Annotated in this window: 18 protein-coding genes; 12 read left to right on the forward strand and 6 right to left on the reverse strand. The window is 62.9% G+C overall.

Going from position 1 to position 20,891, the window contains the following annotated elements; all coding sequences use genetic code 11:
- Nucleotides 1-81 precede the first annotated feature (81 nt).
- On the forward strand, nt 82-1,317 hold the full coding sequence (locus NL528_RS20995; RefSeq protein ID WP_309184564.1) for an ABC transporter substrate-binding protein: 1,236 nt from the start codon (nt 82-84) through the stop codon (nt 1,315-1,317).
- 21 nt (nt 1,318-1,338) lie between these two features.
- Here NL528_RS20995 and NL528_RS21000 read toward each other — a convergent pair whose 3' ends face one another.
- Nucleotides 1,339-2,709, reverse strand: a complete 1,371-nt coding sequence (locus NL528_RS21000; RefSeq protein ID WP_309184565.1) for a M23 family metallopeptidase — start codon at nt 2,707-2,709, stop codon at nt 1,339-1,341.
- Nucleotides 2,710-2,873: 164 nt separating this feature from the next.
- Nucleotides 2,874-3,584, reverse strand: coding sequence for a peroxiredoxin (locus tag NL528_RS21005; RefSeq protein WP_309185001.1), 711 nt, complete (start codon nt 3,582-3,584; stop codon nt 2,874-2,876).
- Between the two features lie 228 nt (nt 3,585-3,812).
- On the opposite strand from NL528_RS21005, the gene NL528_RS21010 reads away from it, so the two are divergent.
- On the forward strand, nt 3,813-7,526 hold the full coding sequence (locus NL528_RS21010; protein ID WP_309184566.1) for a DUF3971 domain-containing protein: 3,714 nt from the start codon (nt 3,813-3,815) through the stop codon (nt 7,524-7,526).
- Nucleotides 7,527-7,556: 30 nt separating this feature from the next.
- On the opposite strand, the gene NL528_RS21015 is transcribed toward NL528_RS21010, so the two are convergent.
- Together NL528_RS21015 and tyrS are read right to left on the reverse strand one after the other, a co-directional pair.
- A complete protein-coding gene (locus NL528_RS21015) occupies nt 7,557-8,804 on the reverse strand; it encodes an MFS transporter (RefSeq protein ID WP_309184567.1) in 1,248 nt (415 codons plus the stop codon).
- Nucleotides 8,805-8,859: 55 nt separating this feature from the next.
- A complete protein-coding gene (gene tyrS, locus NL528_RS21020; protein ID WP_309184568.1) occupies nt 8,860-10,113 on the reverse strand; it encodes a tyrosine--tRNA ligase in 1,254 nt (417 codons plus the stop codon).
- 161 nt (nt 10,114-10,274) lie between these two features.
- Here tyrS and NL528_RS21025 point away from each other — a divergent pair, with 161 nt between their 5' ends.
- A complete protein-coding gene (locus tag NL528_RS21025) occupies nt 10,275-11,378 on the forward strand; it encodes an anhydro-N-acetylmuramic acid kinase (RefSeq protein WP_309184569.1) in 1,104 nt (367 codons plus the stop codon).
- A 116-nt stretch (nt 11,379-11,494) separates the two neighbouring features.
- Complete coding sequence (locus NL528_RS21030) at nt 11,495-12,172, forward strand: glutathione S-transferase family protein (protein ID WP_309184570.1); 678 nt, start codon at nt 11,495-11,497, stop codon at nt 12,170-12,172.
- 3 nt (nt 12,173-12,175) lie between these two features.
- Here the strand turns inward: NL528_RS21030 and NL528_RS21035 are convergent, their stop codons facing one another.
- Nucleotides 12,176-12,688, reverse strand: coding sequence for a DUF1697 domain-containing protein (locus NL528_RS21035; protein WP_309184571.1), 513 nt, complete (start codon nt 12,686-12,688; stop codon nt 12,176-12,178).
- Between the two features lie 14 nt (nt 12,689-12,702).
- The gene (locus tag NL528_RS21040; RefSeq protein WP_074277112.1) at nt 12,703-13,350 is read right to left on the reverse strand and encodes an alpha/beta hydrolase; all 648 of its coding nucleotides are present in this window, start codon (nt 13,348-13,350) and stop codon (nt 12,703-12,705) included.
- Between NL528_RS21040 and NL528_RS21045 the strand changes: the two genes are divergently transcribed.
- From NL528_RS21045 to NL528_RS21080, 8 genes are all read left to right on the forward strand, one after another.
- Complete coding sequence (locus NL528_RS21045; RefSeq protein WP_171985913.1) at nt 13,337-13,501, forward strand: hypothetical protein; 165 nt, start codon at nt 13,337-13,339, stop codon at nt 13,499-13,501. The genes NL528_RS21040 and NL528_RS21045 overlap by 14 nt on opposite strands.
- A 171-nt stretch (nt 13,502-13,672) precedes the next feature.
- Entirely contained in the window at nt 13,673-14,830 is a 1,158-nt protein-coding gene (locus NL528_RS21050) for a cysteine desulfurase family protein (RefSeq protein ID WP_309184572.1), read from the forward strand.
- A gap of 94 nt (nt 14,831-14,924) precedes the next feature.
- Nucleotides 14,925-16,406, forward strand: coding sequence for a Fe-S cluster assembly protein SufB (gene sufB, locus NL528_RS21055; protein WP_309184573.1), 1,482 nt, complete (start codon nt 14,925-14,927; stop codon nt 16,404-16,406).
- A gap of 130 nt (nt 16,407-16,536) precedes the next feature.
- On the forward strand, nt 16,537-17,289 hold the full coding sequence (gene sufC, locus NL528_RS21060; protein WP_309184574.1) for a Fe-S cluster assembly ATPase SufC: 753 nt from the start codon (nt 16,537-16,539) through the stop codon (nt 17,287-17,289).
- Nucleotides 17,290-17,307: 18 nt separating this feature from the next.
- Nucleotides 17,308-18,633, forward strand: a complete 1,326-nt coding sequence (gene sufD, locus NL528_RS21065) for a Fe-S cluster assembly protein SufD (protein ID WP_309184575.1) — start codon at nt 17,308-17,310, stop codon at nt 18,631-18,633.
- Complete coding sequence (locus NL528_RS21070) at nt 18,630-19,877, forward strand: cysteine desulfurase (protein ID WP_309184576.1); 1,248 nt, start codon at nt 18,630-18,632, stop codon at nt 19,875-19,877. The genes sufD and NL528_RS21070 overlap by 4 nt, the downstream gene beginning before the upstream one ends.
- A complete protein-coding gene (locus NL528_RS21075) occupies nt 19,874-20,245 on the forward strand; it encodes an SUF system Fe-S cluster assembly protein (RefSeq protein WP_309184577.1) in 372 nt (123 codons plus the stop codon). Before NL528_RS21070 ends, NL528_RS21075 begins: the two co-directional genes overlap by 4 nt.
- Nucleotides 20,246-20,378: 133 nt before the next feature.
- Nucleotides 20,379-20,783 (forward strand): iron-sulfur cluster assembly accessory protein, encoded by a 405-nt coding sequence (locus tag NL528_RS21080; protein ID WP_309184578.1) that lies wholly within the window; start codon nt 20,379-20,381, stop codon nt 20,781-20,783.
- Nucleotides 20,784-20,891 lie beyond the last annotated feature (108 nt).

Genomic DNA, 20,891 nt, shown 5'->3' on the forward strand with positions numbered 1-20,891 from the left:
CGAAATAAGTCGATGCTTGCCAGCATCCGCGCGACTTGCGAAACTTGGCGCAAAATAAGCACGAAAAATCGGGAGAGAACGATGCTGGGACGTCCGAGACATTTAGCCGCCGTTGCGACATTCGCGGCCGCCGCGCTGATCGCGACCGCGGCCAGCGCGCAGAAGAAGTATGATCCCGGCGCCAGCGACACCGAGATCAGGATCGGTAACATCATGCCCTATAGCGGGCCCGCCTCGTCCTATGGCGTGATCGGCAAGTCCGAGGAAGCCTTCTTCAAGATGATCAACGCGGAGGGGGGAATAGGCGGCCGCAAAATCAATTTCATCACCTATGACGATGCCTACAGCCCGCCGAAAGCGATCGAGCAGGCGCGCAAACTGGTGGAAAGCGACGAGGTCCTGCTGATCTTCCAGCCGTTGGGCACGCCGTCCAATTCGGCGATCATGAAATACATGAACGCCAAGAAGGTGCCGCAACTCTTTGTCGCCTCCGGCGGCACCAAATTCGGCGATCCCAAAAACTTCCCCTGGACCATGGGTTTTCAGCCCAACTACCAGAGCGAGGGGCGAATCTACGCGAAATACATCATCGATCATTTCCCAAACAGCAAGATCGCGGTGTTCTGGCAGAACGACGACGCCGGCAAGGACCAGTTCAAGGGGCTGAAGGACGGGCTCGGCGACAAGATCAACATGATCATCGCCGACAAGTCCTATGAGGTCAGCGATCCCTCGATCGATTCGCAGATCGTCGCGCTGCACGATTCCGGCGCCGATATCTTCTTCTCCTGGGCGGCGCCCAAGGGATCGGCGCAGGCGATCCGCAAAGTCGGCGAACTCGGCTGGAAGCCGAAATTCTTCCTCGCCAATACCGCGACCTCGGTTGCCTCGGTGTTGAAGCCGGCGGGACTCGAATACTCCAAGGGGATCATTTCGACGGCCTATCTGAAGGATCCGACCGACCCGACCTGGGACAAGGACCCGGCTGTCCTGAAGTGGCGGGCGTTCATGGACAAATATTATCCCGACGGCGACAAGACCAACGCCAACAACCTCTATGGCTATGTGGAGTCGGAGGCGATGGTGCAGGTTCTCAAGCAGTGCGGCGACAATCTCACGCGCGATAACGTCATGAAGCAGGCGGCGAACCTGAAGAATTTCCATTCCGAGCTGATGCTGCCGGGCATCATGATCAACACCTCGCCGGACGACTACTTTCCGATCGAGCAGATGCAGTTGATGAAATTCAACGGCGAGGCCTGGGAGTTGTTCGGCGACGTGATCACCGGCGAGGTCGGCCACGACGCCACGCGGTAAGCCAGCCCGGCGTTTTCGGATCTAGCCCGCGCTGAGCCGCACGCCGGCGCGCAAAAACTTTTGCGGATCGACCGCGTCGCCGTCGATCCGTGTTTCATAGTGCAGATGCGGACCGGTGGAGCGGCCGGTCGAGCCAACCTCGCCGATCACCTGTCCGATCTTGATGAGGTCGCCGACCTTGACGTTGATCTGCGACAGATGGCCGTAGCGGGTCGACAGCCCGTTGCCGTGGTCGATTTCGACCATGCGGCCATAGCCGCCCGCCCATCCTGACGAGACCACCTTGCCATTCGCGGTCGCGCGCACGGGATCGCCCATGGCGGCGCGGAAATCGAGGCCGGTGTGCATGGCGGGCCGGCCTAGGAAGGGATCGCTGCGGACGCCGAAGCCCGAGGTGAATTCGACCTCGCCGACAACAGGCTTGCGATAGGGCACCAGCGCCAGCGTCCGGTTGAGTCGATCGACCTGGGCGCGGGTGACGTTGATTTGGTAAAGCTGGCGCTCGAAGGGCCCGGCGTTGGCCGTAAGTTTGACCGGAACGAAGGGACCACCGACGCCGGCGCGCGGCGTTGCGGCCTCCAGCTGCGCCATGTCGAGGCCGAGATCGGTGATGACCCCGCGCATCCGGCGCACTTTCGATTCCATGCCGTCTTCGACCGAACTCAGCGCTGCGATCTGGCGCCGCTCGACCTGATCAAGCGAGGTCTGCAGGCGGACGAGGACGTTGTCGACGCCGCCCTGAACCTTCGCGAACTGGTTCGGCTGCGGGTTGGCAATCAGCGGCGCGCGAGATTCCAGTCGCGCCTCGCGATCCGGCGGCGCGACGAAGATTACGGTGTCGCTGATCGGGGAGGGCTTTGGCGTCGCTGTCGAGGACGTATCGTTGGTTGCGCCGCGCGCCGACGGCCGGATCGATCCGGTCACCATGGCATCAGGCATGGCGCCCAGGGCGGTGGCGCGGGATTCCAGCGCGGTCTGGCGGCGCATGATCTGGTCGAGCTTCTGGTCGAACTGTTCCTGATCGAGCAATTGCCGGCTGGTGGTGCGGTCGACCTTGGCGCGTAATTCAGCGATGCGGTCTTCGTAGGCATATTGCATCTCGGCTTGACGGGCGATCAGCCGCGTCAAGACGTCGTCGCGAAACGCAAAATAGGTCGCGGTTGCCGCCGACCACATGCCGAGTACGGTCACCGTGCCGACCACGATCCAGAACACGACCGGGCCGAACCGGACCTGCTTGCCGGCGTGGACGATGGCGTAACCGTTGCGCTCTTGGACCGAGGCGGCGGACGAGGCGTGCGCTACCGCGCGGCGAGGGGACACCCGGCCATGGTCCTGGGGGTGGTGATGGTGCTGGTGATATTCGGAATGATGACCGGAACGGTACGACATCGGCACTCCCGCGCCGGTCGGACAGGAGCTCCGTACGGCTTAATTCTGCGCGGCCGATTTGAACCCCTCATGGTTAATTTTCCGGAAATGGAACCCGGTAAATTGGAGCGTTTTCAAGTGACGTGGATAACGGTTCGCCTCAGGGAACCCGTCCAGCAAGACGCTTAAAGGGCTTGGGCCGCCGCCAGAACCTCGTCGGCATGGCCGTCGACCCGAACGTTGCGCCAGATCCGGGTAACCCGGCCATCCGCGCCGATCAGAACCGTGGTCCGAAGTATTCCAAGAAAGGTCCTGCCATACATGGATTTTTCACCCCAAGCACCATAGGCCTCCAGCATCTCATGTTGCTCATCTGAAATGAGAGGAACGGAGAGTTCATGTTTGCTTTTAAAGGACTCTTGTGCCTTGACGGTGTCGGCCGAGATACCCAGGACCTCGGTCCCGCTTTCGGCAAAGGCCGCCTTCAATCGGGTGAAGTCGATCGCCTCCCGGGTACAGCCCGGCGTGTCCCCGCGGGGATAGAAAAACAGCACCAGCTTCTTGCCGGCATAGTCCGCGAGCGAGACTTGATCGCCGCCGTCGCGGGGCAAGTGGAAGGCGGGGGCCTTCGCGCCCTCCATGGCCAATTTTGGTGAAGCGGATTGCTCGGATTTTAACGGTTTCGACGCCGGCGTGTGCGAGGCTTTTGCCGAAGCGCTCGTAGCGGGTTTGCCTGATTTCTTTGCCACCGCCTTGCCGGCTTTTGCCGCGGGCTTCTTGGCCGGCGCCTTTGAGCCACCGCGGCCGGCCTTGGCCGTGGTCGCTTTTTGGGCGGCCTTCTTGGCGATCGTCTTGGACGGTTTCGTGGAGGATTTCTTGCGCGTTTTCTTGGACATACGCCTTCCTTTCGTCGCTTTCCGCGGATCAACCAATAGGGTAATGCGGGTCTCGTCCCGGACGCCCGGATTCGCTCCGATCGCTGGGCAAGTTTGATGATCCCGGAGTATGGTTACAAGGAATTCGACGCACCACCCGTCCGCTCGTTGAAGAGGCCCTTGATCGCGTTGTTGATTGAGTTCTTGGGCCCGAGGACGAGTAACAGTATTAATCGAGGATTGGCAGCGATGCCGGCACAGGAGCGCTCGAGAGAGATCGACGGGCGCGCCCTTGGCGGCGATCAACCTCTGCGCCGGCACCGAGAGGCAATGGCTAGGAATACTTCGCCCCAAGGGTCGAATCCGCATGCTGAGGGCAATGTCTCCCAATGGGAAGACGAGGCCGGCTGGGATCAGGACCACGACGAGGCGGCGTGTCACCGCGCGCGACGGCTATTATCCCGCTCCAATTCAGGCTTGCACCGGTTCGGCGACAGCATCTCGACGGTGCGGCGATGGATCCGCAGCGAACGCTGGGTCAAACGCCTGGCGGTCGTGATCGCGGTGTTGGCCGTGATCTTCGGCGGTTGCTTCGGCGGGCTGTGGTGGCGGCTCGGAGCAGGACCCATCAATCTGGACGTGGCGACGCCCTGGCTGGCGGCGGCGATCGAGGAGAATATCGGTCACGGCAATACGGTCGAGGTCGGCGGTACGCAGATCGAGCGTGCGGGCAAAATCCGGATCGCGGTGCGTATCCGCGACATCGTCGTCCGGGACCGTGACCACGCCATCGTCGCGAGTGCGCCAAAAGCCGAAGTGCGACTGTCGGGCACCGCGCTGCTGATGGGACGGCTGCGTGCCGAGAGCCTCAATCTGGTGGATGCCGAACTCGCGGTGCGGATCACGCCGGATGGCCAGGTGACGGTGTCCGCCGGCGACACCGCAAAACCACTGGCTACCGGTGTCGCCTCAAAGCGGGAGGCGGGTATTGCGCCGACATTCCCGCGCCAGACCCCAGGCTCGCTTGCGCCCGGTGCCGCGTCGCCCAATGCGCCGTCCGGTGCGGCGGCCGCCACTCCCGACACCACGCAAAACGGGCTGCTGGCCGGGCTCGATTGGCTCGACAGCCTCAGCCTGACCGGCCTCGACGGACAGAACCTCAACGAAATCGGTTTGAAGAACGGCAACCTTGTCGTCGACGATCAGCAGCGCGGCAACAAATGGACCTTTGACAATATCAGCCTCAGCCTGCGCCGGCCGAGCGGCGGCGGGGTGGCGCTGAGCCTTGGCGAAGAAGGCGCCAGTCCTTGGTCACTGCGGGTGCTGGTGGGGCCCCAGGCCAACGGCGTGCGATCGGTCGATTTGCGCGCCGACAAGCTGCCGAGCGCCAATATCCTGCTGGCGATGCGGCTGAAGGATGTCACCTACAGCGCGGATTTGCCGCTCTCCGGCGAGATGAAGGGCGAGCTTGGCCGCGACGGTTTGCCGACCTATTTCCGCGGCAAGATCACTGCGGGCGCGGGCCACATCATCGACAGCGATACGCCCGATTATCCGATGGCGATCGATTCGGCGGAAATGAACGTCGAATGGGATGCCGGACGGCGGGTGCTGGTGGCTCCCTTCAAGATCATTTCCGGTTCGAACCGGATCACGCTGCTCGCCCATCTCGAGCCGCCGAACGACAGCGTCACCGATTGGCAGGCCGGTTTCTCCGGCGGCACCATCGTGCTGGCCGGCAACGACAACGAACAGCCGCTGATCTTCAACCGCATTGCGATCGGGCTGCGCTTCGACACCGACAAGAAGCGCGTGCTGCTGACCCAGGCCGATATCAGCAACGGCGAGATCGGCGTCGCCGGGACCGGCAGTATCGACTATTCGGGCGAGCCGCGCCTGCAGCTTGGGTTCGCGGGAACGCCGATGTCGGCCTCCGCCCTGAAGCGGATGTGGCCGATCCTGATCGTGCCCGAGGTGCGCGAATGGGTGATCGATCGGATTGAACGCGGCACGCTCCAGCGCATCGACATCGGCGTCAATTCGCCGGTGCGAAACCTTTCGCGCAAAGGTCCCCCGATCCCGGACGACGGTCTCGCCGTCAACATCGTGGCGTCAGGCGTCACGGTGCGGCCGGTCGACGAAATGCCATCGGTCCGCGATGCCGATTTGAAGGCACGGGTGACCGGGCGCACCGCGACGGTGACGATCGGGCAGGGCACGGCCGATACGCCCGCCGGGCGCAAGCTGGTGATTTCCGATTTTACCTTCGAAGTACCCGACATGGCGCCGAAGCCCGCGCCGGCAAAAGTGAAGTTCAAGATCGAAGGCACCGTTCCGGCCGCGGCTGAAATTCTCGCCTCCGACCGCCTCAGCGAATTCTCCGGCACTCTGATCGATCCGAATTCGAGCAAGGGAACGGTTTCCGCGATCGTCACGCTCGGCCTGCCGGTCAAGCGCGAGCTGACCAAGGCCGACACCACCTACACCGTCAGCGCCGATCTCGGCGGATTTGCCGCCGACAAGCTCGTGATGAACCAGAAGCTCGAGGCCAGCACGTTGAAGGTTCTGGCCAGCAACGCCGGCTATCAGGTCAAGGGCGACGTCAAGATCAACGGGCAACCGGCCGCACTGGATTATCGCAAGCCGAGCGAGGGCGACGCGGATGTCAAACTGCAGGCGACGCTCGACGATGCGAGCCGCGCGCGGCTTGGGCTCGACCTTGGGCCGGCCATAAGCGGCGCCATCCCGGTCAAGGTGATCGGCAAGATCAGCGGCAGCAGTGATCACGATAGCAAGCTCGGCATCGAGGCCGACCTCACCTCGCTGAAGCTCGACAATATCCTGCCGGGCTGGGTCAAGGTGCCCGGCAAGTCGGGAAAAGCGACCTTCAACGTGGTGCAGAAACCGCAATCGACCCTCTTCCAGGATATCGTCATCGATGGCGGCGGCGCCTCGATCAAGGGATCGCTGGAAGTCGACCAGAACGGCGATCTCCTGAATTCGAACTTCCCGACCTATGCGCCCTCGGAAGGCGACAAGACCTCGCTGAAAGCCGAGCGTGGCCCCGACGGCGTCGTCAAGGTCATCATGCGCGGCGACGTGTTCGATGGCCGCGGCTTCCTCAAATCGGCGATCTCGGGCAAGGAAGCCGACCCCAAGAGCAAGACCAAGAACATCGACATCGATGTCGATCTCAAGCTCGGGGCGGTCGCCGGCTTCAACGGCGAAGCGCTGCGCAGCGTCGATGCCAAGATGTCGCGGCGCAGCGGCGTGATCAAGAGCTTTACCTTGAATGGCAAGGTCGGTCGCGATACGCCGGTCGCGGCAGACTTGCGCCGCGCGCAAAGACAGGGACGCGATGTGATCGTCCTGGAGACCGACGATGCCGGCGCATTCCTCCGCTTTACCGACACCTACTCCAAGGTGATCGGTGGGCAGCTTGCGCTTGCGATGGAGCCGCCCACGGTTGAACCCACCGCCAAGGAAGGGATGATCAATATCAGCAACTTCACGGTCAAGGGCGTGCCCGAACTCGATCGCGTCGCCGCCGGCGGACCGGTGGGCGTGCAGAACGGCGTGGCGTTCTCGGCGCTGCGCGCGGGGTTCACCCGGCAAAGCGGGCAGCTGACGATCCGCGACGGCGTCGTCAAGGGGCCGACCATCGGCGCCACCATCGAAGGCAGCATCGACTATAGCGGCAATTCGGTGCGCATGAGCGGCACCTTCGTTCCGATGTACGGGCTGAACAACATGTTCGGCCAGCTTCCGGTCATTGGCCTGTTCCTCGGCGGCGGCAGCAATGAGGGCCTGATCGGCGTGACCTATGAAGTGGTCGGTACCCCCGGCCAGCCGTTGCTGCGCGTCAATCCGATTTCGGCGATGGCGCCCGGCGTGCTCCGGAAGATTTTTGAATTCAACACCGGCAAGCAAAACAACCCGATCGATCTCCCGCCGAATAACTGAGCGCGCTCCGCGACGGTCAGGACACTGTCGTCAGCGCCGCAGCGCCGGCACCACCAGGAACGGGATCAATCCGAGCACCACGTTGATAAGCGCGAATGCAAACAGCGGATTATAGCTGTTGGTCCAGTCGTGGATCAGGCCGCCGCTCCAGGAGCCAAGCCCTGATCCCAGCCCGCTGCCGATCGAAATCGTTCCGAAGATCGTCCCGACCCGCTGGCCGCGAAAGATGTTAAGTGCGGTTGCCGTGATCAGCGGGCCGCGCGAACCGATCATGCTGCCGAAGCAGACCACGAAGCCCGTCAGTAGCCAGAAGTTCGGATAATATTGTAACAGCCAGAGCATGATGATTCCGGCGATCGAGACCCCGTAGCTGAACAGCACCGATGGCCTGCGGCCGATGATGCCGTCGAGCGTCGAGACGCCGAGCATGCCGAACACCAGCACGACGCCGGAAAAGCCCCAGGCGGTCGCGGCCTGCAACGGCGGGAATCCGGCGTCGATCAGATAGGCGACGATTTGTGCCGTGATCGCATACATCGCGACCGCGGTGAAAAAGAATGTGAAGAACAACGCCCAGAAGACGTGGTGGCGCATTGCGCTCTTGAGCGTCCAGCCTGAGTCGACGAAGCCGGCATCGCTCTTGCCGGGGATGTGCGGTGAGCCGGTGGCGAACAGCCGCCACGGCAGCATCAGCAACGGCAACAGCAGCAACAGAGCCACGGTTCCGAACAGTTGATAGGCGTCGCGCCAGCCGATCCGTTCGATCAGCAGTTGCGAGGCCGGCAGCAGGATCAGGATCCCTGCGCCGGTCGCGGAATAAACGACCGCCATCGCGGTCGGCAGCCGCGGGCCGAACCAGCGGCCGAGCAGGATCGAGTTCGGCACGGTGCCGATCAGGGCAATGCCGACCCCGACGCACAGACCGACGCTGAGCTGGAACTGCCAGAGCGCCTGCGCGTGCGCCGCGACCAGGAACGCGCCGCCGAGCAGCGCCAGCCCGAGCGAATAGACGGTGCGCGGACCCGAGCGGTCGAACAGCCGGCCGACCAGAGGCGCCATCAGTCCGCCCGCGAGCCAGGTCAGCGAGTAGACCGAGACCACCTGGGCGCGGTCCCAGCCGAAATTCTCCGAGATCGGTTTTAGAAAAACCGTAAAACTCTCGCCGAGGCCGCGGCCGAGCACGGACAGGGTGAAGCACAGCGCCAGCACGTTGAGCGCCACGCGCGCCGGCTTCGGCAGTTTTGTGAGCGTATCCCCCGGAGGCGTACTTTTATCCATGTAGGGCAGGGAGCGCGTTTCCGTGGCCCCGAGCAAGTGCCTAACGCGAATACGCCTATGCAGGCTTGAGCAGGACGTGACGCTTCTTGCCCAGCGACAGTTTGATCACGCCTTCCGGGGTAAGATTCGCGGGCGTCAGCGCCATCTTCTCGTCGGTGACCGCGGCGTCGTTGACGCGAACGCCGCCGCCCTTGATCTGGCGGCGCGCCTCGCCGTTCGATGCGACCAGGCCCGCCTTGACGAAGACGGCAAGCACGCCGATGCCGGCCTCGAGTTCGCCCGTTGAAATCTCGACCGTCGGCAGGTTCTCGGCGATCGCGCCTTCCTCAAAGGTCTGCCGCGCGGTTTCGGAGGCGGCGTTGGCGGCATCGCGGCCATGCAGCAGCGCGGTCGCTTCGGTTGCCAGCACCTTCTTGGCTTCGTTGATCTCGCCGCCTTGCAGCGCCGCAAGCTTTGCGATCTCGCTGATCGGCAGGATCGTGAACAGTTTCAGGAATTTCACGACGTCGGCGTCTTCGACGTTGCGCCAGTATTGCCAGAAATCGTACGGGCTGAACTGATCGGCGTTGAGCCAGACCGCGCCCTTGGCGGTCTTGCCCATCTTGTCGCCGGAGGCCGTCGTCAACAGCGGCGTCGTCAGCGCGAACAATTGCGGCGTGCCCATGCGGCGGCCGAGGTCGACGCCGTTGACGATGTTGCCCCACTGGTCGGAACCGCCCATCTGCAGGCGGCAATCGACGCGCCGCGACAATTCGACGAAGTCGTAGGCCTGGCAGACCATGTAGTTGAACTCGATGAAACTCATCTCCTGCTCGCGTTCGAGCCGCAGGCGCACCGAGTCCATCGTCAGCATGCGGTTGACCGAGAAATGCCGGCCGATGTCGCGCAGCATTTCGATCCAGTTCAGCTTGGTCAGCCATTCGGCATTGTCGAGCATGACCGCATCGCTGGGGCCGGAACCGTAGCGCAGCACCTTGGCGAACACGCCGCGGATCGAGGCCTTGTTGGCCTCGATCTCGGCGACGCTGCGCAGCGCGCGCGATTCGTCCTTGCCGGAGGGATCGCCGACCATGGTGGTGCCGCCGCCCATCAGGGTGATCGGCTTGTTGCCGCTCTCCTGCAGCCAGTGCAGCATCATCATGGTCAGATAGTTGCCGATGTGCAGCGAGGGCGCCGTGCAGTCGTAGCCGACATAGGCGGTGGCCTGGCCTTTCGCGGCCAACGCGTCCAGCCCCTCGAAATCGGAGCATTGATGGATGAAACCGCGTTCCTGCAGGGTCTTCAGAAAGTCTGATTTAAATGCAGTCATGTGTCGGTGACTCTGATCATTCTTATTTTACGGTAATTGCAACAGGTGGCGGAACTCCTGCGAAACAGGCTGCCGCAGCCGGACGCGCTGTGGCATTATAAGATGTGCTTGTTTGACACAAGCTGGGCGTCGGGGGCAGGCGTCACGAAGGCACCATTGGGATGATGTTGACGGCAATCGGTCTGATGAGCGGCACCTCGCTCGATGGGGTCGATGTCGCTTTGATTGAAACCGACGGCAGGCAGGTGCGGGCATTCGGCCCGTCCGGATACCGGCCCTATACCGAAACCGAGCGCAGCCTGCTGCGCCATGCGCTGTTCGAGGCCAAGGACCTGCCGCAGCGCGATGCGCGGCCGGGCATCCTGCGCGAGGCTGAACGGGCCGTCACGCTGGCGCATGCCGAGGCGGTGGCCGCCTTTACCGCGCAAAACCGCATCTCCTGCTCGGACATCGATATTGTCGGCTTTCACGGCCAGACCGTGCTGCACCGCCCGGAGCGGAAACTGACCGTTCAGATCGGCGACGCCGCAGCACTCGCCAAATCGATCCATATCCCCGTGATGCATGATTTCCGCGCCGCCGACGTCGCCGCCGGCGGGCAGGGCGCGCCGTTCGTGCCGGTCTATCACCGCGCGCTGGCGCAATCGCTGCAGCGCGAAGGGCCGATCGTGGTGGTCAATATCGGCGGCGTTGCCAACATCACCTATATCGACGGGCCGGATACGCTGATCGCGTGCGACACCGGGCCCGGTAACGCGCTGCTCGATGATTTCATGTACCGCGTGATGAACCAGGGTTTTGACACGGAGGGCCGTCTGGCCGCCCAGGGCAGGCCCGACGAGGCCTGGATTGCTCGCGCGCTGGAAATGCCGTTCTTCGCGTTGCCGCCGCCCAAATCGCTCGACCGCAACGATTTCGCCGCGCTCAAACTGCCCGAGATGCGTGCCGACGATGGCGCCGCGACGTTGACGGCCCTCACGGCTGCGGCGATCGCCCGGATCGTGCCCTTGCTGCCGAAGCCGCCGAAAAGCTGGATCGTGGCCGGCGGTGGCGCCCGCAACCTGACCATGTTGCGGATGCTGCGCGAGCGGCTTCAGCCCGCAACCGTCGAGGCTGCTGATGCACTGGGCTGGTCGGCCGACGCCATCGAGGCGCAGGCGTTTGGATTTTTGGCCGCGCGGGGCCTGAAGGGGCTGCCGCTGAGCTACCCCGCCACCACGGGGGTGCCGATTCCGATGACCGGCGGGATCATCGCCAGACCCTGACCGGGATCAAGAATTGTTGATGCAATTGCATCGACCTTGACGATTCCATGCAAACGCATCTAATTTGCATGCGAGCGCATGAAGCATGCCTGTGGGCTTGCGTGCCGGAGATCGTCATGACGCCGAAGCTCACTTTGATCAGCCACAAGCTTTGCCCCTATGTGCAACGCGCCGTCATTGCGCTCACCGAGAAGGGCGTTCCGTTCGAGCGTGTCGACATCGACCTCGCCAACAAGCCGGACTGGTTTTTGAAGATCTCGCCGCTCGGGAAAGTGCCGGTGCTGCGTGTCGGAACTAACGACGGCGAGGCGGTCCTGTTCGAAAGCAACGTGATCTGCGAATACATCGAGGACACCCAGGGTGGCGCAAAGCTGCATCCGCAGGATCCGTTGCGGCGCGCGCATCACCGGGCGTGGATGGAGTTCGGCTCGACTATTCTGAGCGAGTTATGGGGCCTCGAAACTACCGGGGATCCCGCCATCTTCGAAAGCAAACGGGCCGCGGTCGCCGCGAAATTTGCGCGTGTCGAAGCAGCCTTGGGGGCAGGCCCGTTCTTCGCCGGTGAAGCTTTCAGCCTGGTGGACGCCGTGTTCGCGCCGATCTTTCGTTATTTCGACGTGTTCGACACGCTGATCGATCTTTCAATCTTCGCTGACACGCCGAAGGTGCGCGCGTGGCGAACCGAACTCGCCAAGCGGCCGAGTGTCCGGTCGGCGGTCGGCGCCGAATATCCGCAATTGCTGCACGCGTTCCTGGTTCGTTATGACGCGCACATGCTGAAACTGGCGGCGTAACGGTTACAAATCGGCGGCCATTTTGGCGAGGGCTGCGACCGTATTGATGTTGCGCGCCGTTCCGGTCTTGGCCGCGGGGACGACCAGTTTCGATTTCGCCATGCCGTCGCCGTAGTGGATGTAAATCTCGCGCGTGCCCAATCCGATTTGCTCGTCCTTGCGTCCGCGGATCGCGGCGAGCGTGTCGGCCGGCGGCGCATCGTCGAGGAACACGGCGACGGTCCGGTTCGCCCGCGCCTTTGGAAACGGGTTATCCCTGAGCACGGCCTGCAACTCGGTGGCGGATCGCACCAACACCCCGACCGGCTTGCCGGCGTAGGCCTCGAGCTGCTGTTGCAGCGCGGACTTTACCGCCGCTTCGGATTTGCGGCTGGTGAACACGACATTGCCGCTGGCGATGTAGGTGCGGACGCCGCCAAACCCCAGCGCCTCGCACATCTCCTTCAGATCGCTCATCGGCAGTTTGCCGGTGCCGCCGACATTCACGGCGCGCAACAGGGCGACAAAGGCGGTCATGGCGAGCCCGGCGGCTAGCGGACGTTGGCTAGCCGCATGTCGAGATAGCCGGTCACCGTCTCCATCAGCGGCTCCATCTTGTCTTCGAAGAAATGGTTGGCGCCGGGAATGGTTTGCTGGTCGATCACGATGCCCTTTTGGGTCTTCAGCTTCTCTACCAGGGTGGTGACGTCTTTCGCCGGCGCCACAATGTCCTTTTCGCCATGGACGATCAGACCCGACGAGGGGCAGGGCGCCAGAAACGAAAAGTCGTAGCGGTTCGGTTCGGGCGCAATCGAGATAAAACCTTCGACCTCGGGACGGCGCATCAGCAGTTGCATGCCGATCCAGGCGCCGAACGAAAAGCCCGCGACCCAGCAGGCGCGCGCTTCCGGGTTGATGGTCTGCGCCCAATCGAGCGCGGAAGCGGCATCGGACAATTCGCCGGTGCCGTGGTCGAACGATCCCTGGCTGCGGCCGACGCCGCGGAAGTTGAAACGCAGCACCGAAAATCCGCGCGCGGCGAAGGCGTAATAGACCTGATAGACGATCGGATGATTCATGCTGCCGCGAAACTGCGGGTGCGGATGCAGCACCATCGCAATCGGCGCATTCTTCTGCTTGGCCGGATGATAACGGCCTTCGAGGCGGCCTGCGGGGCCGGTGAAAATGACTTCAGGCATCAGTGATCCCTTGATTGATCCCTTCGGCAATCAACCGATTTGTGCTGACTTCATCGGCGGCTCCGCAGACAAAGTGGCTCATGGAAAGGGTGATCAGGCGTCGTCGGGCGATGCGCGAGCGGCGCTCGGTGAACTGGAGGCCGCGTTCTAGCATGAGGCGAGGGGCAAAAAGCAAGCTTCTTGAACATCTCAAAGCGTGTTCAAAGCGTTAGCTTGCGATTGCAAGCGAGGTCTCGATCCCCCAATTGCGATAAAGCTCGCGGCGGGGGCGGTGCCCCGTTCCGGCGTCCGAATCTCAAGAATTTAGGTAATATCATACTCTATGCCCGAACGTGTCTATCTCGACTGGAATGCGACCACGCCGCTCCGCCCTGAGGCCAGGGCAGCGATAGCGGCCGCTTGGGATATCAGCGGCAACCCGTCCTCGGTGCATGCCGAGGGCCGCAGGGCGCGGCGGCTGGTCGAGGAAGCAAGGGCTGCGGTCGCCGCAAGCGTCGCGGCCCGGCCCGAGGGCGTGGTGTTTTCCTCAGGCGGGACCGAGGCCAACGCGCTGGCGCTGACGCCGGGCTTGCGACGAGGCGCCGGTCTTCCGGTTCAGAGATTGCTGGTCTCGGCCATCGAGCACGCCTCGGTGCTCGCGGGCGGCCGGTTTGCGGCCGACGCAATCGGGACCATCGCGGTTGCGCGTTCCGGCCTGCTGGATCTGGACGATCTTCGTACCAAGCTGGAAGGCGGGCCTGCGGCGCTGGTGTCGGTGATGCTGGCCAACAACGAGACCGGCGCGGTGCAGCCGGTCGCGAAAGCGGCCGAGATCGTCCATGCGGCGGGCGGCCTGCTGCATGTCGATGCGATCCAGGCGCTCGGGAAAATCTCGTTCGATATCAATTCGATGAAGGCCGATCTGGTGACGCTGTCGGCGCACAAGATCGGTGGCCCAAAGGGCGTCGGCGCGGTCGTTCTGGCCGATGGCGTGCAGGGGCTGGAGCCGCTGTTGCGCGGCGGCGGGCAGGAACTGGGTCGCCGTGCCGGTACCGAGAACGTCGCGGGCATTTCGGCGTTCGGGGCCGCCGCGAGGGCCGCGATGGCGGCGCTCGAAGAGGACGCTGTTCGATTGCGGGGCCTGCGGGATCGCCTCGAAAATGGTCTGCTCCAAACCCCCGAGATGATCGTGTTCTCCGGCGACGTTCGGCGGTTGCCGAATACCACTTTGTTCACCGTTCCCGGCCTGAAGGCGGAAACCGCCGTGATCGGGTTCGATCTCGACGGTATCGCGGTATCCTCAGGCTCGGCCTGCTCGTCGGGGAAAGTTCAGCCGTCGCACGTTCTGGCGGCCATGGGCCTGAGCCACGAGCTGGCGCAGGGAGCCGTGCGGCTCAGTCTGGGCTGGTCCACATCAGAGACAGACATTGATCTGACGCTTAAGACTTGGCGAAAGCTCGCCAATACCCTACTTAGAGGGGGACGACGAAACACAGCTTGAACGGTTCTAAGCAGGTGATCTCGTCCCAAAAGCATCGTAGTAGATTTACGGAATTGATCCACCGCGGTCCTTGAAACCGCGAGCGGAGGATGGAATGGCTGCCGTACAAGAGACGGTCGACCGCGTCAGGCGGATCGACGTCGATCAATATCGATATGGATTCGAGACACTTATCGAGTCCGACAAGGCCCCCAAGGGGCTGTCAGAAGACACCGTCCGCTTCATTTCCGCAAAGAAGAGCGAGCCGGCCTGGATGCTGGAATGGCGTCTGGAGGCCTATCGGCGCTGGCTGACCATGACCGAGCCGACCTGGGCGCGGGTCAACTACCCCAAGATCGATTACCAGGATCTCTATTACTACTCGGCACCGAAGCCGAAGAAGCAGGTCGCCTCGCTCGACGAGATCGATCCGGAAATCCTGAAAACCTACGAAAAGCTCGGCATTCCCCTGCGCGAGGTCGAGGTGCTGGAAGGCGTCGTGCGCCCCGAAGGCGAACGCAGGATTGCGGTCGACGCGGTGTTTGATTCGGTTTCGGTGGCGACGACCTTCCAGAAGGAGCTGAAGCAGGCCGGCGTGATCTTCATGCCGATCTCGGAGGCAATCCGCGAGCATCCGGAGCTGGTGAAGAAGTATCTCGGCACGGTCGTGCCGACCTCGGACAATTATTTCGCGACGCTGAATTCGGCGGTGTTTTCGGACGGCTCGTTCGTCTACGTGCCGCCGGGTGTGCGCTGCCCGATGGAGCTGTCGACCTATTTCCGCATCAATGAGCGCAACACCGGCCAGTTCGAGCGCACGCTGATCATCGCCGACAAGGGCGCCTATGTCAGCTATCTCGAAGGCTGCACAGCGCCGCAGCGCGACGAGAACCAGCTGCACGCCGCCGTGGTCGAGCTGGTCACGCTCGACGACGCCGAGATCAAATATTCGACGGTGCAGAACTGGTACCCCGGCAACTCCGAAGGTGTCGGCGGCATCTACAATTTCGTCACCAAGCGCGGCGACTGCCGCGGCAACAATTCGAAGATCTCCTGGACCCAGGTCGAGACGGGATCGGCGATCACCTGGAAATATCCGAGCTGCATTCTCCGCGGTGATAATTCCCGCGGCGAGTTCTACTCGATCGCGATTTCGAACGGCCACCAGCAGGTCGATAGCGGCACCAAGATGATCCATCTCGGCAAGAACACGACGAGCCGGATCATCTCCAAGGGCATCGCCGCCGGTGTCTCGCAAAACACCTATCGCGGCCTCGTCACTGCCCACCGCAAGGCAACCGGCGCGCGCAATTTCACCGCCTGCGATTCGTTGCTGATCGGCGACAAATGCGGCGCGCACACCGTGCCGTACGTGGAAGCCAAGAATTCATCGGCGCTGTTCGAGCACGAGGCGACCACGTCGAAGATCTCGGAAGACGTGCTGTTCTACTGCGTGCAGCGCGGGCTCAGCCAGGAAGAAGCTGTCGGCCTCGTGGTCAACGGCTTTGTGAAGGACGTGCTGCAGCAACTGCCGATGGAATTCGCGGTGGAAGCGCAGAAGCTGATCTCGATTTCGCTGGAAGGCAGTGTGGGGTGATGGCGGTTTTGATGCCGTCATTGCGAGCGCAGCGAAGCAATCCATTGGGCGATACAAAGCTGGATTGCTTCGTCGCAAGAGCTCCTCGCAATGACGGAAATCTCTAAGTCGGTCTCTTAAGGACAATTCAATGTCACTACTCGAAGTCAAAAATCTGCAGGTCCGTGTCGAGGAGCGGGAAATTCTCCACGGGCTGTCGCTCACGGTGAACCTGGGCGAGGTGCACGCGATCATGGGGCCAAACGGCTCCGGCAAATCGACGCTGAGCCACGTCATCGCCGGCAAACCGGGTTACGAAGTCACCGGCGGCGAGATCCTGTTCAGGGGCGAGGACCTGCTGGAAATGTCGCCGGACCAGCGCGCCGCCAAGGGCGTGTTCCTGGCGTTCCAGTATCCGGTCGAAATTCCCGGCGTCGCCACCATGAATTTCCTGCGCACCGCGCTGAACGCGCAGCGCAAGGCGCGCGGCGAGAGCGAATTCTCCACGCCGGACTTTCTGAAGAAAGTGCGTGAGGTCGCGGCACGGCTGAACATTCCGCAGGAAATGCTCCGCCGCGGCGTCAATGTCGGCTTTTCCGGCGGTGAGAAGAAGCGCAACGAGATCCTGCAGATGGCGCTGTTCGAGCCTGCCGTCTGCATCCTCGATGAGATGGATTCCGGCCTCGACATCGACGCGCTGCGGGTCGCCGCCGACGGCGTCAACGCGCTGCGCTCGCCGGAGCGCGCCATGGTCGTGATCACGCACTACCAGCGGCTGCTGAACTACATCGTGCCCGATTTCGTGCACGTGATGTCGAAGGGCCGCGTCGTCAAAAGCGGCGGCAAGGAACTGGCGCTGGAGCTCGAGGCTTCCGGCTACGCCCAGTTCGAAGATGCAGCCTGACGCCAGACGGATTTGATCATGAACGTTGTTGTGGCAAAGACCGAAACCGGACGTGCGATGAGCGATGCTTTCGAGATCGCGCGCGACCGGCTTGCCGGTACCGGCAATGTCGCCGATCACAGACGGCAGGCTTTTGACGCCTACGACCGCGAGGGCCTGCCGCACCGGCGGATCGAAGACTGGAAATATACCGATCTGCGCGCGCTGATGCGCGAGGTGCTGCCGCTCGCGCCGGCACCCGACGGCCCGGCGCTCACCCGCGCCGGTTCCGCATTGAAGCTGCATGCGATCGCGGGCGCGCGGCGGCTGGTGTTGGTGGACGGCGTGTTTGCGCCAAAGCTGTCCGAACTCGGCAATCCCGAAAAGGGACTTGGCATTCGCACTCTGCGCGAGGCGCTGGAAGCCGGCGATGCCGCGCTGCACACGCAGCTGTTTGCGCCCGACAATTCCAATCCGATGGTCGCGCTCAACAGCGCGATGATGACGGACGGAATGGTGATCGACGTCGCCGATGGTGCTGTGCTGACGGAGCCGCTGCATATCGTCCACATCGCCAGCGGCGGCACGCCGGCGGCGATGTTTACGCGTTCGATGCTGCGCCTCGGCAAGGACACCGGCGCCACGCTGGTGGAGAGCTATATCGCTGCCGATGGGGCCAAAGCCTATCAGGCGCACGATTCCCTGATCGTCTCGATCGGTAACCATGCGCGGCTCGACCATGTTCGCCTGGTCGAGGATGGCCGCGACGCCTTCAACATTTCTTCCGCCGTCGTCACGCTCGGCGCGCATGCGCATTTCAATACGTTTGGCATGACCTCGGGCGCGAATCTCAGCCGCTATCAGGCGACCATCGCGTTCGCGGGCGAGGGCTCGCGGGTCGAGACCAACGGCGTCAATTTGCTCAACGGCCGCCAGCACGCCGACACCACGCTGTTCCTGGATCACGCGGTGCCGCATTGCGACAGCCGGGAAGTTTTCCGTGCGGTTGTCGACGACCGCGGCCATTCGGTGTTCCAGGGCCGCATCGTCGTGCGCCCCAAGGCGCAGAAGACCGACGCCAAGATGATGACCCGGGCGCTGCTGTTGTCCGACGAGGCCGAGGCCGACAACAAGCCGGAGCTGGAAATCTTTGCCGACGACGTCACCTGCGGTCATGGCGCCACCACCGGCGCGCTGGACGAGAGCCTGCTGTTCTACCTGCGCGCACGCGGCCTGTCCGAGAAGGAAGCCCAGGCGCTGCTGATCCAGGCTTTTGTCGGCGAGGCCATCGAGTCCATCGCCAACGACACCTTGCGAGAACTCGCGATCGCGGCGGCGCAGCGCTGGTTGGAGGCGAGGGGGTGACCATGCATCCGGCGGTCCTGAACGGCTCTTATGACGTCGCCCGCGTGCGGGAGGATTTCCCGGCGCTGGCCCTGAAGGTCTATGGCAAGCCGCTGGTCTATCTCGACAACGCCGCCTCCGCGCAGAAGCCGAATGCCGTGCTCGATCGCATGACCGAGGCTTACAAACGCGAATACGCCAACGTACATCGCGGGCTGCATTACCTCGCCAATGCCGCCACCGAAGCTTATGAAGGCGGCCGCGCCAAGGTGGCAAAATTCCTCAACGCTGGCCGCAGCGAAGAGATCGTCTTCACCCGCAACGCCACCGAGGCCATCAACCTCGTGGCGTCGTCCTGGGGCGAGCCGAATATCGGCGAGGGCGACGAGATCGTCCTCTCGATCATGGAGCACCATTCCAACATCGTGCCCTGGCATTTCCTCCGGGAGCGTCACGGCGCCGTCATCAAATGGGCGCCGGTCGATGACGAAGGCAATTTCCTGATCGACGAGTTCGAGAAGCTGCTCGGCCCGCGCACCAAACTGGTCGCGATCACGCAGATGTCGAACGCGCTCGGCACCATCGTGCCGGTCAAGGACGTGGTGAAGCTCGCGCATGCCCGCGGCATTCCGGTACTGGTCGACGGCAGCCAGGCCGCCGTGCATCTTGCGATCGACGTGCAGGATATCGACGCGGATTTCTACGTCTTCACTGGCCACAAGCTGTACGGCCCGACCGGAATCGGCGTGCTCTATGCCAAGCACGATCTGCTCGTCGCGATGCGCCCGTACAATGGCGGTGGCGAGATGATCCGCGAGGTCACAAGGGACTGGGTCACCTATGGCGACCCGCCGCACAAATTCGAGGCCGGCACGCCCGCGATCGTGGAATCGATCGGGCTGGGGGCTGCGATCGACTACGTCAATTCGATCGGCAAGGAGCGCATCGCCGCCCACGAGAACGATCTCCTGACCTACGCGCAAGAGCGCCTGCGCGAAATCAATTCGCTGCGCCTGATCGGCACCGCAAAGGGCAAGGGACCGGTGATCTCGTTCGAGATGAAGGGCGCCCATCCCCACGATGTCGCGACCGTGATCGACCGGCAGGGCATTGCGGTGCGCGCCGGCACCCATTGCGTGATGCCGCTTTTAGAGCGGTTCAATGTCACAGCCACCTGCCGCGCGTCGTTTGGGATGTATAATACAAGAGAAGAAGTCGACCATCTGGCACAGGCGCTGATCAAGGCGCGGGAATTGTTTTCATGACCGACATAGCCGAAATCAAAACCGCCAATATGGAGACCATCTCGGCGCTGCCGCCGGAGGAGACCGAGCGGCTCGGCGGCGAGATCGTGGCCGCGTTGAAGACGGTGTTCGATCCGGAAATTCCGGCCGATATCTATGAGCTCGGCCTGATCTACAAGGTCGACCTCAAGGACGACCGCGGCGTCGACGTCATGATGACGCTGACCACGCCGAACTGTCCGGCGGCCGGCGAATTGCCGACCATGGTGGAGAACGCGATCGCCAGTGTTCCCGGCGTCGGCGTCGTCAATGTCAATCTGGTGTGGGACCCGGCTTGGACGCCGGACCGGATGTCCGACGAGGCCCGCCTCGTCCTCAATATGTGGTGAGATGTGAAGCGTTAGAGGATGGAGCATGATCCGGAAAAGTGGAGACCGGTTTTCCGAAAGATCATGCTCAAGCAAAGAGAGACCTTAATCTGTTCGCGAAGACCGGCATTGATTTGCCGCTGGGAATGATCACATGACTGACATGACACCCGCTTCACCTACACCCGCCGCCAAGCCGAAGCCGCGGCCGCGCCCGCAGGTCATGAAACTGACCGAAGCCGCCGCCCAGCGGATCACGGAACTGACCAGGCGCGCCGATTCCGAAATCGTCGGCCTCCGCGTCGGGATCAAGAATGGCGGCTGCGCCGGGCAGTCCTACACCGTGGAATACGCCCACGAGGTACGCCCCACCGACGAGGTCGTCGAGGACAAGGGCGTCAAGATCCTGGTCGATCCCAAGGCGGTGCTGTTCCTGCTCGGCACCGAGATGGACTACAAGGCCGACAAGATGCAGTCGCAGTTCATCTTCAACAACCCGAACCAGACCGGCGCCTGCGGTTGCGGCGAGTCGGTGCAACTGACGCCGGCGAAGCTTTAAGCCTCTTTGCCGCGTACGCTGGCGTCATCCTGAGGTGCCGTCGCGCTTGCGACGGCCTCGAAGGATGGGCCGCAAGCACCGTCGCAAGTCATCCTTCGAGGCTCGCCA

The organism is Bradyrhizobium sp. Ash2021 (genome assembly GCF_031202265.1).
Lineage (GTDB): Bacteria > Pseudomonadota > Alphaproteobacteria > Rhizobiales > Xanthobacteraceae > Bradyrhizobium.

Excerpts from the sequence above, each read along its gene's own strand:
- NL528_RS20995 (WP_309184564.1), top strand. The coding sequence starts at position 82 with ATGCTGGGACGTCCGAGACATTTAGCCGCCGTTGCGACATTCGCGGCC.
- NL528_RS21000 (WP_309184565.1), bottom strand. The coding sequence starts at position 2,709 with ATGTCGTACCGTTCCGGTCATCATTCCGAATATCACCAGCACCATCAC.
- NL528_RS21005 (WP_309185001.1), bottom strand. The coding sequence starts at position 3,584 with ATGTCCAAGAAAACGCGCAAGAAATCCTCCACGAAACCGTCCAAGACG.
- NL528_RS21010 (WP_309184566.1), top strand. The coding sequence starts at position 3,813 with ATGCCGGCACAGGAGCGCTCGAGAGAGATCGACGGGCGCGCCCTTGGC.
- NL528_RS21015 (WP_309184567.1), bottom strand. The coding sequence starts at position 8,804 with ATGGATAAAAGTACGCCTCCGGGGGATACGCTCACAAAACTGCCGAAG.
- tyrS (WP_309184568.1), bottom strand. The coding sequence starts at position 10,113 with ATGACTGCATTTAAATCAGACTTTCTGAAGACCCTGCAGGAACGCGGT.
- NL528_RS21025 (WP_309184569.1), top strand. The coding sequence starts at position 10,275 with ATGATGTTGACGGCAATCGGTCTGATGAGCGGCACCTCGCTCGATGGG.
- NL528_RS21030 (WP_309184570.1), top strand. The coding sequence starts at position 11,495 with ATGACGCCGAAGCTCACTTTGATCAGCCACAAGCTTTGCCCCTATGTG.
- NL528_RS21035 (WP_309184571.1), bottom strand. The coding sequence starts at position 12,688 with ATGACCGCCTTTGTCGCCCTGTTGCGCGCCGTGAATGTCGGCGGCACC.
- NL528_RS21045 (WP_171985913.1), top strand. The coding sequence starts at position 13,337 with ATGACTTCAGGCATCAGTGATCCCTTGATTGATCCCTTCGGCAATCAA.
- NL528_RS21040 (WP_074277112.1), bottom strand. The coding sequence starts at position 13,350 with ATGCCTGAAGTCATTTTCACCGGCCCCGCAGGCCGCCTCGAAGGCCGT.
- NL528_RS21050 (WP_309184572.1), top strand. The coding sequence starts at position 13,673 with ATGCCCGAACGTGTCTATCTCGACTGGAATGCGACCACGCCGCTCCGC.
- sufB (WP_309184573.1), top strand. The coding sequence starts at position 14,925 with ATGGCTGCCGTACAAGAGACGGTCGACCGCGTCAGGCGGATCGACGTC.
- sufC (WP_309184574.1), top strand. The coding sequence starts at position 16,537 with ATGTCACTACTCGAAGTCAAAAATCTGCAGGTCCGTGTCGAGGAGCGG.
- sufD (WP_309184575.1), top strand. The coding sequence starts at position 17,308 with ATGAACGTTGTTGTGGCAAAGACCGAAACCGGACGTGCGATGAGCGAT.
- NL528_RS21075 (WP_309184577.1), top strand. The coding sequence starts at position 19,874 with ATGACCGACATAGCCGAAATCAAAACCGCCAATATGGAGACCATCTCG.
- NL528_RS21080 (WP_309184578.1), top strand. The coding sequence starts at position 20,379 with ATGACTGACATGACACCCGCTTCACCTACACCCGCCGCCAAGCCGAAG.